This is a genomic window from Rhizobium sp. 57MFTsu3.2, assembly GCF_012932765.1.
In the GTDB taxonomy this organism is placed as follows: Bacteria; Pseudomonadota; Alphaproteobacteria; order Rhizobiales; family Rhizobiaceae; genus Rhizobium; species Rhizobium altiplani.
This window is the reverse complement of sequence record NZ_JDWI01000002.1, coordinates 234166-248423: the sequence shown is the minus strand read 5'-3', so window position 1 is coordinate 248423 and position 14258 is coordinate 234166. Positions and strand designations below refer to the sequence as shown.

Below are 14258 nucleotides of genomic sequence, written 5' to 3'. Positions count from 1 at the left end.
GAGAACGGCATGGCACGGATTGCATTCATCGGGCTTGGCAACATGGGCGGACCGATGGCCGCCAACCTCGTCAAGGCTGGCCATGAAGTCACCGGTTTTGACCTCGCCGCCCCCGTCCTGCAGGCTGCGGAAGAGCACGGCGTGAAGGCGGCAGGCCATATCAGCCAGGCGGTTTTGGACGCCGAGATCGTCGTGACGATGCTGCCGCAGGGCAAGCATGTGCTCAGCGCCTGGACTGACATCCTTCGCTCCATCCCCGCCGGGACGCTTGTCATCGATAGTTCGACGATTGATGTCGACAGCGCCCGCAAGGCGCACGTAATGGCAAGCAATGCCGGTTGCCTTTCCCTCGATGCACCTGTGTCCGGCGGCACCGGCGGGGCGGCCGCAGGTACACTGACCTTCATGGCCGGCGGATCGGACGAGGCGTTTGCGAAGGCAAAGCCGGTCCTGGAAGCCATGGGTAGGAAAATCGTCCATTGCGGGGACGCGGGCGCAGGGCAAGCAGCGAAGATCTGCAACAACATGATCCTTGGCATCTCGATGATCGGCGTCTGTGAAGCTTTCGCGCTTGGCGAAAAGCTCGGTCTTTCGCATCAGGCGCTGTTCGACGTCGCCTCGACCTCGTCGGGACAATGCTGGTCGATCAGCACCTATTGCCCTGTCCCGGGACCGGTTCCGACATCGCCCGCGAACAATGACTACAAGCCTGGTTTTGCGGCCGCACTGATGCTGAAGGACCTGCGCCTGTCGCAGGAGGCGGCACTGTCGACCGGCGCCTCGACGCCGCTCGGCGCCGAAGCTTCTCAGCTCTATGCGCTCTTTGAGAAGCAGGGGAATGGCGCACGCGATTTTTCTGCAATCATCGAAATGCTGCGCGGCAAGACCGAATAGCCCTCTGCCGTGGCTTGACACTCCCGCTGATATGCGCGACGCCCCCGGCTGCCGCGATGCGGCGACCGGCAACAGGAATTCCGACATGCAACCGCAGCCTACCGCGACGGGCCTCAAGAACTTCGTGCTACTGGGCGTTGTTCTGATGCTTCTCGGGGACTTTCTCTTCGCGCTCAATGACGCGATGGGCAAGTGGCTCGTGACAAGCTTCTCTGTCGGTCAGGTGTTGCTGATCCGCTCGTTCGGATGCTTCATCGTCCTGGGACCCCTGATTGCCAGGCAGGGTCCAGCCCAACTGTTCAGGGTAGAGCAGAAGGGGCTGCAGCTTCTTCGCGTGCTCTTTGCAACAGTCGATGTCGGCCTGTTTTATGCCGCCGTCGCCTACCTGCCGCTCGCTGACGTCATGACCTTCTACATGGCCGGACCGATCTATGTCGCCGCTCTCTCGCATTTCTTCCTCAATGAACGGATTGGCTGGCGCCGTTGGCTGGCGGTCTTCGTCGGCTTCTGCGGCGTGGTGATCGCGCTGCGTCCGTCCTCGGCGATGCTGTCGCTGCCCTCGCTTTTCGGCATTGTCGGCAGCCTGTCCTTTTCGATGGCCCTGGTGCTCAACCGATACCTCCGCAACACCAGTGACACGACCCTTGTCACCTGGCAGATGGTCGCCGCACTCGTCGTCGGGGCGGTGCTTTCCATCGGCGCCTGGCAGCCAACAAGCCCGGTCGAGCTCACCGGCATGCTCGCCCTCGGCGTCGTTGCATCCTGTGCGCACCTTCTGATCACGCGTTCGCTGAAGCTCGCCCCGGCATCCCTGCTGGCGCCGCTGCAATACAGCCTTCTGATCTGGGCGATTGCGCTCGGATATCTGTTCTTCGGCGACGTTCCGGATCTCTATGTGATCTCAGGCGGCACGATCATCGTCGTCGCCGGCCTGTTCATCTTCCATCGCAAGAACCTGCTGGAAACAGTGCCGCCGGAGGCTGTTGCCCCAGACGGCCACTAATTCACAAGTTCATTTCCGCTAGGCGGCAGCGGGCTTGATGACACCGCGGCGTATCTGGTCGGCTTCGATCGATTCGAAAAGCGCCCGGAAGTTGCCTTCGCCGAAACCTTCGTCGCCCTTGCGCTGGATAAACTCGAAAAAGATCGGACCAATCACCGTCTTCGAGAAGATCTGCAGCAGGATCTTCGTCGTGCCGCCATCGAGCACGCCTTCGCCGTCGATCAGGATGCCATGCCTGGCCATTCGTTCGATCGGCTCGTCATGTCCATGAACGCGCTCGCGTGACATATCGTAGTAGGTCTCCGGAGGACCCGGCATGAAGCACAGGCCGTTTTCGGCAAGCTTGTCGGTCGCCTCGTAGATGGCGTCGGTACCGACGGCAATGTGCTGGATGCCTTCGCCTCTGTACTTCTTCAGATACTCCTCGATCTGGCTGGTCTCGTCCTTCGATTCATTCAGCGGAATACGGATCTTGCCACAGGGAGAGGTGATTGCACGGCTCATCAACCCCGTGATCCGGCCGTCAATATTGAAGAAGTGGATCTGCTTGAAGTTGAAGAGTTCGCGATAGAAGTCCCACCACTTGTCCATGTTGCCGCGATAGACGTTATGGGTCAGGTGGTCGAGATAGAAGAAGCCGACACCCTTGGGCCGCGGATCACGCTCGGCCAGCCAGTCGAACTCGAGATCATAAGCCGAGCCCTTCGCGCCGTAGCGCTCCACGAAGTAGAGAAGCGAGCCGCCAATGCCGACGATCGCTGGCACGTCGAGGGTCTTGTCCTTGCCCTCGTAGGGTGTCGCGCCCCTGGCAACGGCATGGTCGAAGGCATGCTTGGCATCGACGACACGCCACGCCATCGACGGCGCGCAGGGCCCATGATCCTCGACGAAGCGCATGGCATGGCTGCCCGGCTCGGCATTGACGATGTAGTTGATGTCGCCCTGACGCCAGACCGTGATGTTCCTGCTCTTGTGCTTGGCGACGGCGCGATATCCCATACGGTCGAACAGTTCCGCCAGCTTCTCGGGCGCTGGATGTGCGAACTCGACGAACTCGAACCCGTCCGTGCCGGCAGGATTGTCAACGGTGATCTGAGACGGCGGTGCGTCGTGCGGATAGGGGCCCATTTGCTCCTCCTGAGGCTGTAGCCAGTTGGATGCAAATTATGGACCTGTCCTTGTGCAATGTGCTTGCATTGTGGTGGCTTATGGCCAAATATCCGCACGGAATGTGCATAGGACGAGATAATCGTACAATGTCTGAGCAGCTGGATGGTTTCGACCTGAAGATCCTCGCCGAACTTCAAAGAGACGGACGGTTGACCAATATCGAACTGTCCGAACGCATCAGCCTCTCGGCCTCCCAATGCTCGCGACGGCGAACGCGGTTGGAGGCAGAGGGCTTCATTCGCGGCTATCAGGCAAATCTCGATCCGGACAGGCTGGGGCTCAATCTGCTGGTCGTCATCTCGGTCACGCTGGCAACCCATAATCGCGACAATGCCCGCCGCTTTCAGCAATTGGTCAACGGCCTGCCAGAGGTCCTGGAGGCCTATGCGCTGACGGGCGAGATGGACTATCACCTGAAGGTGGCGACGCGCGGCCTGTCGGGCCTTTCGCGGTTCGTCAACGACGTTCTGTTGCCGCACGAATCCGTCCAGCACGTGAAAACCTCGATCGTGCTCAACACGTTGAAGCACTTCGAAGGCTACCCGCTCAGCGGCTCATAGATTCATTTCGATTTGCGCCGCAGTCCTGCGGAAGCCTCGATTGCCGAAAGCGCGAGGTCGAGGTGGCGGATCGCCTCTTCGCCAAGCTTCAGGCACACAGTCTCCTGGTACTTGTGCGCAAGGACTGTGATCCTGCGGTAGTATTCGCGCCCGAGCGCCGTGAGTTCGATCTGCTCGAAACGTCTGTCTGTATAGCTCGGAATTCTCTTCAGCCAATGGCGCTGCTCAAGCGCATGGACGGCCCGGCTCACCTTGGTCTTGTGCATGTGTGAATGGGCGCCGATGTCCTTTGCCGTCATCACGCCGACACTGCCGAGTGCGGCAAGCGTGCGCCATTCGGGCCGGGTCAGATCGAACTCCTGCTTGTACTGGCGCGCGAATGACAGGCTGATGAGTTCCGACGCCCGATTGAGCCGGTAGGGAATGAAGCCGTCGAGCTCGAATCCACTCTCCATGGCTGCTCCTTGATAGTTACAAAATCGACGGTTACGTTTGTAACTATATAGACGGAGGAGACGCAAGCATGGACACCACCGAAGCACCAGGTTCCCGTGCGCGGGCGGAGACCAGCAAGCTGGCCTACATGCCGGGGTTCGGCAACGACTTCGAGACGGAGGCGCTGCCAGGGGCATTGCCGCAGGGCCAGAACAGCCCGCAAAAATGCAGCTATGGCCTTTATGCCGAGCAGCTGTCTGGCTCGCCATTCACGGCTCCGAGAGGAACAAACGAGCGTTCCTGGCTCTATCGCATCAGGCCAAGCGTTCGCCACACGCGCCGCTTCGCCAATGCGAGCTACCCCTTCTGGAAATCGGCGCCATGTCTCGACGATCACTCCCTGCCACTTGGTCAATTGCGCTGGGATCCGATCCCGGCTCCAGTGGTAAGCGCCGACTTTCTTGCCGGAATCCGAACGATGACGGCAGCCGGCGACGTCATGACCCAGGTCGGGATGGCCGCGCATGCCTATGCCTTCAATGCGGACATGGTGGATGACTATTTCTTCAATGCCGACGGGGAACTGCTCATTGTTCCGCAACTTGGCGCCATCAGCGTCTTCACCGAGATGGGCGTCATGGAGCTCGAACCGGCGGAAATCTGCCTCATCCCCCGTGGGATGATGTTCAAGGTTTCACGTCTCGGCGACGGGCCCGAGTGGCGCGGCTACATCTGCGAAAACTACGGAGCGAAGTTCACCATGCCGGATCGTGGACCGATCGGCGCCAACTGCCTGGCGAACGCCCGCGACTTCAAGACGCCGGTCGCCGCCTTCGAGGACAAGGAGACGGCGTGCCGCGTGCATGTGAAATGGTGCGGCAAGTTCTACGTGACCGAGATCGATCACTCGCCGCTCGACGTCGTCGCCTGGCACGGAAACTACATCCCCTTCAAATATGACCTGAGGACTTTCTCCCCGGTCGGGGCCATTCTCTTCGATCACCCGGACCCGTCGATTTTCACGGTCCTGACGGCGCCGAGTGGCGAAGAAGGGACGGCAAATGTCGACTTCGTGATCTTTCCGCCCCGCTGGCTCGTTGCCGAGCACACGTTCCGGCCGCCCTGGTATCACCGCAACATCATGAGCGAGTTCATGGGGCTGATCCATGGACAATACGACGCCAAGGAAAAGGGCTTCGTCCCAGGCGGAATGAGCCTGCACAACATGATGCTGCCACATGGGCCGGATGCCTCCGGCTTCGAAAAAGCGTCCAACTCCGAGCTGAAGCCGGTCAAGCTCGATCACACGATGGCGTTCATGTTCGAGACGCGCTTCCCGCAGCAGCTGACAAGATACGCCGCGGAACTGGAGACGCTGCAGGATGACTATATTGATTGCTGGGATGGTCTGGAGCGCCGTTTCGATGGGACGCCTGGCATCAAGTAGGCGCAAACGCGGAGGATCACATGAAACTTGCCACGCTCAAAGACGGTTCGCGCGACGGCCGGCTGATCGTCGTCACCCGTGACCTGACACAGTTTGCCGATGCGGGCGAGGTCGCCCGCACCCTGCAGGCAGCGCTGGACGACTGGCCGGCAACCGCGCCAAAACTTAGCCACCTCGCCGAAAGCCTCGAAGCCGGCTCAGTGCCATCCGAGCCCTTTGATCCGCGCCATGTGCATTCCCCACTGCCACGCGCCTACCAGTGGGCGGACGGATCGGCCTACGTCAACCATGTCGAGCTGGTGCGAAGGGCCCGGAATGCCGACATGCCGACGACATTCTGGACCGATCCCCTGATGTACCAAGGCGGCTCCGACAACTTTCTCGCCCCTTGCGACCCGATCCTTGCCGCCGATGAACGCTTCGGCATCGATATGGAAGGCGAGGTTGCCGTTATCGTCGACGATGTTGCGATTGGCGCAACGTCTCGGCAGGCACATGAAGCAATCCGGCTCGTGATGCTCGTGAACGACGTGTCGCTGCGCGGTCTCATTCCCGATGAGCTCGCCAAGGGATTCGGCTTCTTCCAGTCGAAACCCTCGTCGTCTTTCTCGCCCGTCGCCGTGACAGTGGACGAACTCGGCGACGCCTGGAAGGACGGCAGGGTCCATCTTCCATTGCTCGTCAGCTTGAACGGCATTCCGTTTGGCCGCGCCAACGCCGGCAGAGACATGACGTTCGACTTCGGACAGCTCGTTTCGCACGCGGCGAAAACACGCCCGCTGGCGGCAGGCTCGATCATCGGTTCAGGCACGGTTTCCAACAAGCGTGACGGCGGCCCCGGCAAGCCGATCGTTGAAGGCGGAGACGGCTATTCCTGCATCGCCGAGATCAGAATGATCGAGACCATTGAGCACGGAGGCCCCAAAACGCCTTACCTGCACTTCGGCGACAGGGTTCGCATCGAGATGAAGGACAAGCACGGCGCATCGATTTTCGGCGCGATCGAGCAGACCGTACAACTCTACGCCGGGGACGAGCGGCAATGACCGGGATCGTGCTCTACGACTACTGGCGCTCCTCGGCCAGCTACCGGGTCCGCATCGCGCTTCATGTGCTGGGGCTTGCCTTCGAGACCGTCCCGATCGACCTGCTTGCCTTGGCGCACAAGGATCCTGACTACCTGAAAATCAATCCCCAGGGTCTGGTCCCCACCTTGCGCATCGGCGGACGCACGCTCACCCAATCCCTGGCCATCATCGAATACCTTGCCGAGACCTATCCCGACAGCGGGTTCCTGCCCGACACCGCCGTGGGGCGGCAGCGGGTGAGGGCGCTGTCTTATGCCGTTGCGATGGATATTCATCCGATCTGCAACCTTAATGTCGTCTCGCACGTCGCTCACCTGACTGGCGAGGAGGGCGCCCGAGCCGAGTGGATGACCAAGTTCATCGGCAGCGGACTGCACGCGGTGGAACAGATGCTCGATGAGCCGACGACCGGTCGCTACACATTTGGAGACACACTGACGATGGCCGATTTCTGCCTGGTGCCGCAGGTCTACAACGCCCGTCGCTGGGGTATCGAAATGTCGGCGTTTCCTCGCGTCGTTCGCATTGTCGACGCGTGCAACGCACTGCCGGCGTTCAAGGCTGCCCATCCGGACGCGGCAAAGCCGGTCTAACCGACATCACGATATCACACGCTGCAAGTTGTATCTCACCACTTGCAGCGGGTGACGGTCCCTTCGTGGCGCCTGGCACACGGGCCGTTGCCGGGCCCGCAATAATTCCTTCTGCCGATTGACGATCGCCAACGCAAGCTGATTAAATCAAATTGATTGATCAAATCGGAACAACATAGTCCCCAACCCTATCAAGAGATGATGATGTCGATACAGCGCCAACCCGCCCTGCGGCTCGAAACCTCATGGCTGCCCGCTTCGGAAGAACGAGACCAGGCCTACACGCTCAACCTCAAGAACCTTTCATCGAATTCCCTTGCCAACTTCACCCTCTGCATCAGCGGTCCGGGACGGGTGGATCCGGCTGTTCACATCGAGGGGGGCACGATCGGCCGCCGGTTATCAAATTTCACCGAATTTCTTCCGCCCGAGAATTTCGAGCTTGAGGCGGGCAAGACCTGGACGCTGACCATCTCCGCTCTCAGCTGGCCGTTCCAGCATTGGACGGATGGGGCAACCGGTGCCTATGTGGCGTTCGCCGACGGCGGCACGCTTGCACTATCTGTCGAGCCGACCCGCTCGCTTGCCAACAATGCCCCATTGAAGCGTGGCGCAGAAATCTATCCCGTGCCGGTCAATCCGCCTGTGCCTGTCGCGATCGTCCCGTGGCCCGACGTGGTGTCGGTATCCGGCAAGCGCTCGGTTCCTCCCGGCTTTGCGCTCAATGCCGGCAATCCCCCGGCCATTGCGGCGGCAGCTGCCTTTACCGACCTCGTCGAACAGCTCTTTGCGGTCGAAGGGATCGTTCGTCCTGTCTCGGAAGGCGGAATGCCCGTGATGCTTGACGTCGTCGAGGGCCTGGCGCCAGAAGCCTATCGCGTGTCCTTCTCGAGCGAGACCGTACACATTTCCGCCGGCACACAGACCGGCCTGCTCTATGGCCTGATCACGCTTGGCCAGGTCTGGCGTGGTGCGCACCTTTATCCGCACGCCTTCCGTTTTCCGGTCGAAGGCGAGATCCGCGACGAGCCATCCATGGGATGGCGCGGCCTTCATCTCGATGTTGCCCGTCAGTTCTACGGCAAGGCTGAAATCAAGAAGCTGCTCAGCATCCTCGCCTGGAACAAGGTCAACCGCTTCCATTGGCACCTCTCGGACGACGAGGCCTGGCGGATCGAGATCGACGCCTATCCTGCCCTGACCGAAGTCGGCGCCTGGCGGGGACACGGCCTTCCCATTCCGCCGCTTCTCGGCTCTGGCGCGGCCCGCACCGGTGGTTACTACACCAAGGCGGCGGTACGCGAGATCGTCGCGCACGCCAAGGAGCTCGGCATCGAGGTCGTGCCGGAGATCGATGTCCCTGGACATTGCTATGCCATGCAACAGGCAATCCCGGAACTTCGCGACCCGCAAGAAGCCGGGAGCTACCATTCGGTTCAGGGCTTCCCCGACAACTGCCTGAACCCGGCACGCGAGAAGACCTACGAGGTTCTGGAAACGATCTTCCGCGAATTGATCGAGCTCTTTCCCTTCAAGACGATCCATATCGGCGCCGATGAAGTGCCCCTCGGCGCCTGGTCGGGTTCGCCGGAGGCCTTGGCGCGTCTGCGCGAGATTGGCGGAGATGCAGTGGCTAAAGCACATGCCAAGCGGCTCAACGTCATCACCAATACTCACGGCGCCGACGACATAGACGGATCGGGAGCCGCGGTTCTGCAGTCGATTTTCCTCGCCCGGATCCAGAAGTTCCTCGCCGAGCAGGGCTGCATCACCGGCGGCTGGGAAGAGGCAGCGCATGGCAATGTCATCGACAAGGCAAGGAGCTATCTCTGCGGCTGGCGCAGTGTCGAAGTTTCGGCGGCGCTCGCCGGTCAGGGCTACGAAATGGTCGTCTGCCCTGGGCAGGTCTACTATCTCGACATGGCAAACAGCCCCGATTGGGACGAGCCGGGCGCCAGCTGGGCCGGGTGGTCGGAGCCGGAGAAGCTCTACAATTTCGACCCGGTCGAAGGCTGGAGCGACGAGCAGAAAAAGAAGCTGCGTGGCATCCAGGCCTGCATCTGGTCGGAGCCGATGACCGATCGCGCGGTCTTTGACCGCCTGGTGTTTCCGCGGATCTCGGCACTTGCCGAGAGCGCCTGGACAAAGCCCGCGGACAAGTCCTGGGAGCGCTTCAAGGCAGTCGCGGGATTGATGCCGGTCCTGTACGCCTATCCGTGAGGTTGTCAGCCCAGAGGTTTTTGAAGGACATCGAACTGCGGGTTCGTTTCCGAGAAGATCGGCAGTGCCGCGGCGCCCAGAAGCGCCGTGTCCCTGCCGGTCGCACCGATCATGATGCGCGGCAGGTTTCGTTCCTCCCCGGGATTGACCGGGGTATGTAACGGATCCAGCTTTCGAGCGAGGCGCTGCAGCAGTGACGGGGGCATCGAACCGCCAAGCACGATCGTCTGCGGATCGAAGGCCAATTCCAGAACATCGATTGTCTGACGCATGGGCTTCGCGGCAGCTTCTGCCCAGGCATCAATCCGACTGTCCCCTTGCGCGATCAAGGCGGCAAGAGTTTCAGGATCGTGCTGTCTGGGGTCGCCAATGTCGAGATATTCGTAGGCCGCGCCGAGCGAGACATAGCGGTCGAGGCAACCACGCTTGCCACACACGCAGGCCAGCCCATCCGGCACCACGATCATATGGCCGATTTCGCCAGCATTGTTGCGGCTTCCCTTGTAGAGATGGCCGTCGAGAAACATGCCGGCCCCTATACCACCGCCGAGAAACAGATAGACAAAGCTGCTCAAGCCCCGAGCGACGCCGTGGAGCCGCTCGCCGATCGCAGCAGAGGTGGCATCGTTCTCGACGAGAACCGGGACGCCAACAAGTCGGGCAAGTTCCGGGGCCACGGGGAAACCCTGCCAGCCGGGAAGCGTCACCGGGCTCAGCGATGTCACACCTTCGGCCGCATACCGCCCCGGCATTGCGATGCCGACACCCAGCAGGCGGGCGCGATCGAAGCGAAAGTTCCGTTGCAGTTCGTCAGCGATACCGCCGAGGATCGGCATCGCCTCGGTCGGCGTCGGCCTGTCGACGGGCTTGTCGATCCTGGCACGGACACGTCCGGAAAGATCGGTCAGCACGCCAACCGCACGATCCCGCTCCAGCTCCAGGCCAATGGAGTAGGCACCGTCCGGATTGATCGAGTAGGGCGTGATCGGCTGTCCCCGCGCCGCCTTCTTCGGGGCTTCGGCCTTCAGCAACTCGGACCGTTCGAGTTCTTCGACAATGTTCGATACCGTCTGCGTGCTGAGCGCCGTCAACCGGGAGAGGGCCGCCCGCGACAACGGTCCATTCGTCCGGACCGCTTCGATCACGACGCGTCGGTTGTGCGATTTTGCCTGTTCGAGATTGGTGCCTGAAATTGCCTTCATTGGCCTGACTTGCGAGCGTTCCAAACAATCACCTTGCTTACCGCATAAGCGGTTCCGTCATTTATATCCAGCAGATTGCATCCCGGCGGTCGGCCCCATCCGCGTGATTGTGCGCAGGCGTTGCAACGAGCAAGAGCGAGCTTCAGGAACTTTGTGGGGGCTGGCGCCCGCGCCATTTCTTGGTCGCCAGCAACGGGCCGGGTTGACAGCATGGGGAGCACATGGCACTTATGTAACTAAATAGTTATTTACGGGAGGAAGACGCAGATGGCGACGATTTCGCTTGGCATTATCATGCATGGGATCACCGGCCGCATGGGCTATAACCAGCATCTGGTGCGCTCCATTCTCGCGATCCGCGAGCAGGGGGGCCTTGAGCTTTCCAACGGCGACCGCCTGATGCCCGATCCGATCCTCGTCGGACGCAACGCCGACAAGATCGAGGCCATTGCCCGCAAGCACGGCCTGACGCGCACGACCACTGAATTCGACAGCGCCCTTGCGGATCCCAACAACAGGATCTTTTTTGACGCAGGCTCGACGCAAATGCGCGTCTCGCTCCTGAAAAAGGCAATCGAGGCCGGCAAGCATGTCTATTGCGAAAAGCCGATCTCGGAGACGCTCGAGGAGGCGCTTTCCGTTGCGACGCTTGCCGAACAGCGCGGCGTCAAAAATGGTGTCGTGCAGGACAAGCTCTACCTGCCGGGACTGCGCAAGATCGCGCTGCTCAAGGACAGCGGCTTCTTCGGCAAGATACTCTCGGTACGCGGCGAGTTCGGCTACTGGGTATTCGAGGGTGACTGGGGCGTGAAGGCTCAGCGTCCATCCTGGAACTATCGCGCGGCCGATGGTGGCGGCATGATCCTCGACATGCTGCCGCACTGGCGCTACGTGCTGGACAACCTCTTTGGCGAGGTCAAGGCCGTCAGCTGCTACGCGTCCACCCATATCCCGAGCCGCGTCGACGAGAACGGCAAGACCTACAGGGCAGATGCCGACGACGCAGCCTATTCGACTTTTGAACTCGAGGGCGGCATCGTCGCCCACATCAACTCCTCCTGGGCGGTTCGCGTGCGTCGTGACGACCTCGTGACCTTCCAGGTCGACGGAACACATGGTTCGGCCGTCTGCGGTCTGACCAAATGCTGGACGCAGCATCGGGTCAACACACCGAAGCCTGTCTGGAATCCCGATCAGCCGCAGACGATCGACTTCTACAGGACATGGGACGAGGTTCCGGAAACCCAGGTTTTCGACAACGGCTTCAAGGCGCAGTGGGAAGACTACCTGCGCTACGTCGTCGAAGACGCGCCGTGGAGGTTCACGCTGCGCGAGGGCGCCAAGGGTGTTCAGCTTGCGGAACTGGCGCACCAGAGCTGGAAGGAACGCCGCTGGGTGGATGTTCCCTCGCTCGCCGATACATCAGTCCGCAAGGTTGCCTGACGGCCATGGCAAAGTCACTTCGTCTCCCCGTCTCCGGCGGCACGCTGGAGGATTATGCCATCGCCAACGCACCGCTTGCCGCGCCGGAACGCCCGGCCGGCGGCCATGCCTTCAACCGTGTCGCCTACGCGGCCGCTCATGTGGTCGTCGATCCATTGGCAGACAACGATCCATGGCTCGACCGCAACATCGACTGGGAACGCACCGTTGCATTCCGCGAGTATCTTTGGGATCTCGGCCTCGGCGTTGCCGAGGCGATGGACACCGCCCAACGCGGCATGGGGCTCGACTGGGCTGGCGCCAAGGAACTCATCGCCAATGTCCAATCGGCAGCGCGCAGGCGCCCGGATGCCCTCATCGCCTATGGCGCCGGCACCGACCATCTGCCACCAGGCCCTGGCGTTAGCATCGATGATGTCATCCACGCTTATGAGGAGCAGGTCGCCTACGTCGAAGAGCAGGGCGGCCGGATCATCCTCATGGCAAGCCGCGCGCTTGCGGCCGCCGCCAAGAGCCCCGAGGATTACGTGCGTGTCTATGATCGCATCTTGCGGCAGGTCCGGCAGCCGGTGATCATCCATTGGCTTGGCGATATGTTTGATCCTGCGCTCGCCGGCTATTGGGGTTCGCGTGATGATATGCAGGCCATGGAAACGGCCGTCGCCATCATCAATGACCACGCAACCAAGGTGGACGGCGTGAAGATCTCCCTCCTCTCCGCGGAGAAAGAGATCGTCATGCGTCGAAAGCTTGATCCGGCGGTCAAGATGTATACGGGCGATGACTTCAACTACGCGGAGCTTATCGCCGGCGACGAGAAAGGATACTCACACGCCCTGCTCGGCATTTTTGATGCCATCGCGCCTGCGGCCAGCGCTGCCCTGCAGAAGCTTGGCGCAGACGATCTCGCCGGATTCCACGAGATCCTGGCGCCGACGGTGCCGCTTTCACGGCATATCTTCAAGGCGCCGACGCGGTTCTACAAGACGGGCGTTGTCTTCCTGGCCTATCTCAATGGTTTCCAGAATCACTTCCAGATGCTGGGTGGCCAGCAAAGCACGCGCTCGATGGTGCATCTGGCGGAACTGTTCCGGCTTGCCGACGAGGCCCGCGTCCTGCGGGATCCGGATCTCGCGGTCAGCCGGATGAAGACGATCCTGGCGACTGCAGGTATCTGAAAATCACGGCATGCACTTCGCATCGCGAGGTGAGGGAGGAATATCAAAAATGGCAGTCAATGGCCTTTCCATCAACCTCGCGACGGTGCGAGAGCAGTACGACATGAAGCAGGCGGTCGAGGCCTGCCTCAAGCAGGATATTGTTGCGATCGCTCCCTGGCGTGATCAGGTGCATGCGATCGGCTTGTCGGAAGCTGCCCGGATCGTCGCCGACAACCAACTGCAGGTGACCGGGCTTTGCCGCGGGGGCATGTTCCCCGCCGCGGATGCTGCGGGGCGAGCTGCAGCAATCGACGACAACAAGAGGGCGATCGATGAGGCAGCTGCTCTCAACGCCGACTGCCTCGTTCTCGTCGTCGGAGGCCTGCCTGCGGGGTCCAGGGATATCGCCCACGCGCGCGATATGGTTGCAGACGGGATCGGCGCAATCCTTCCGCACGCACGCGCATCCGGCATACCACTTGCGATCGAACCGCTGCATCCGATGTATGCCGCCGACCGCGCCTGCGTGAACACACTTGAGCAGGCACTCGATATCTGTGACCTTCTCGGCAACGGCGTCGGTGTGGCCATCGACGTCTATCACGTCTGGTGGGACCCGAAACTCGAGCAGCAAATCACCCGAGCCGGGGCGTCGGGCCGGATCCTGGCACACCACATCTGCGACTGGCTGGTTCCGACCACGGACCTGTTGCTGGACCGCGGCATGATGGGAGACGGCGTGATCGATCTTAAGGGGATCCGACGCTCCATCGAGGCTGCCGGTTTTCATGGAGCGCAGGAAGTCGAAATCTTTTCGGCAGCGAACTGGTGGAAACGACCGGGGGAAAAGGTGCTCTCCACATGTGTTGATCGCTTTCGCAGCGTCTGCTGACACAGTCGTTGCGCCGCCGCTAAATCATTGACCAACCGTACATATTTTCACTTACGGCAGCCAACGACCCGTTTGGTTCCGCTACATGCTATTTGCAGGGCGGGAAGCCAAAGCCGAAGGATGCTGCTGAAATTGCCTCGATGACGGCTGC

The 14258-nt window shown here is 61.1% G+C and carries 13 protein-coding genes; 10 read left to right on the top strand and 3 right to left on the bottom strand.

Going from position 1 to position 14258, the window contains the following annotated elements; translation table 11 throughout:
* Window positions 1–9: 9 nt before the first annotated feature.
* Together mmsB and AF71_RS03720 are read left to right on the top strand one after the other, a co-directional pair.
* The gene (gene mmsB, locus AF71_RS03725; RefSeq protein ID WP_169680001.1) at window positions 10–894 is read left to right on the top strand and encodes a 3-hydroxyisobutyrate dehydrogenase; all 885 of its coding nucleotides are present in this window, start codon (window positions 10–12) and stop codon (window positions 892–894) included.
* A gap of 85 nt (window positions 895–979) precedes the next feature.
* Entirely contained in the window at window positions 980–1897 is a 918-nt protein-coding gene (locus AF71_RS03720; RefSeq protein ID WP_169679999.1) for a DMT family transporter, read from the top strand.
* 18 nt (window positions 1898–1915) lie between these two features.
* Here the strand turns inward: AF71_RS03720 and hppD are convergent, their stop codons facing one another.
* The gene (hppD, locus tag AF71_RS03715) at window positions 1916–3025 is read right to left on the bottom strand and encodes a 4-hydroxyphenylpyruvate dioxygenase (RefSeq protein WP_169679997.1); all 1110 of its coding nucleotides are present in this window, start codon (window positions 3023–3025) and stop codon (window positions 1916–1918) included.
* Window positions 3026–3153: 128 nt separating this feature from the next.
* On the opposite strand from hppD, the gene AF71_RS03710 reads away from it, so the two are divergent.
* Window positions 3154–3627, top strand: a complete 474-nt coding sequence (locus AF71_RS03710; protein WP_025658357.1) for an Lrp/AsnC family transcriptional regulator — start codon at window positions 3154–3156, stop codon at window positions 3625–3627.
* A 2-nt stretch (window positions 3628–3629) separates the two neighbouring features.
* On the opposite strand, the gene AF71_RS03705 is transcribed toward AF71_RS03710, so the two are convergent.
* A complete protein-coding gene (locus tag AF71_RS03705) occupies window positions 3630–4082 on the bottom strand; it encodes a MarR family winged helix-turn-helix transcriptional regulator (RefSeq protein WP_113470777.1) in 453 nt (150 codons plus the stop codon).
* A gap of 68 nt (window positions 4083–4150) precedes the next feature.
* Between AF71_RS03705 and hmgA the strand changes: the two genes are divergently transcribed.
* The 4 genes from hmgA (at window position 4151) to AF71_RS03685 (ending at window position 9410) form a co-directional block, all read left to right on the top strand.
* Window positions 4151–5509, top strand: coding sequence for a homogentisate 1,2-dioxygenase (hmgA, locus tag AF71_RS03700; protein WP_169679995.1), 1359 nt, complete (start codon window positions 4151–4153; stop codon window positions 5507–5509).
* A 20-nt stretch (window positions 5510–5529) separates the two neighbouring features.
* Entirely contained in the window at window positions 5530–6555 is a 1026-nt protein-coding gene (locus tag AF71_RS03695; RefSeq protein WP_169679993.1) for a fumarylacetoacetate hydrolase family protein, read from the top strand.
* Window positions 6552–7190: a maleylacetoacetate isomerase gene (gene maiA, locus AF71_RS03690; protein ID WP_169679991.1), complete on the top strand. Its 639-nt coding sequence runs from the start codon at window positions 6552–6554 to the stop codon at window positions 7188–7190. The genes AF71_RS03695 and maiA overlap by 4 nt, the downstream gene beginning before the upstream one ends.
* 198 nt (window positions 7191–7388) lie before the next feature.
* Entirely contained in the window at window positions 7389–9410 is a 2022-nt protein-coding gene (locus AF71_RS03685; RefSeq protein WP_210258131.1) for a beta-N-acetylhexosaminidase, read from the top strand.
* A gap of 5 nt (window positions 9411–9415) precedes the next feature.
* Here the strand turns inward: AF71_RS03685 and AF71_RS03680 are convergent, their stop codons facing one another.
* The gene (locus tag AF71_RS03680; RefSeq protein ID WP_169679987.1) at window positions 9416–10612 is read right to left on the bottom strand and encodes an ROK family transcriptional regulator; all 1197 of its coding nucleotides are present in this window, start codon (window positions 10610–10612) and stop codon (window positions 9416–9418) included.
* Window positions 10613–10879: 267 nt separating this feature from the next.
* Here AF71_RS03680 and AF71_RS03675 point away from each other — a divergent pair, with 267 nt between their 5' ends.
* The 3 genes from AF71_RS03675 to AF71_RS03665 are packed head-to-tail and all read left to right on the top strand — an operon-like array spanning window position 10880 to window position 14107.
* Window positions 10880–12055, top strand: a complete 1176-nt coding sequence (locus tag AF71_RS03675) for a Gfo/Idh/MocA family oxidoreductase (protein WP_169679985.1) — start codon at window positions 10880–10882, stop codon at window positions 12053–12055.
* A gap of 5 nt (window positions 12056–12060) precedes the next feature.
* The gene (locus tag AF71_RS03670) at window positions 12061–13233 is read left to right on the top strand and encodes a dihydrodipicolinate synthase family protein (RefSeq protein WP_169679984.1); all 1173 of its coding nucleotides are present in this window, start codon (window positions 12061–12063) and stop codon (window positions 13231–13233) included.
* A 49-nt stretch (window positions 13234–13282) separates the two neighbouring features.
* Entirely contained in the window at window positions 13283–14107 is an 825-nt protein-coding gene (locus AF71_RS03665) for a sugar phosphate isomerase/epimerase (protein ID WP_169679982.1), read from the top strand.
* Window positions 14108–14258 lie beyond the last annotated feature (151 nt).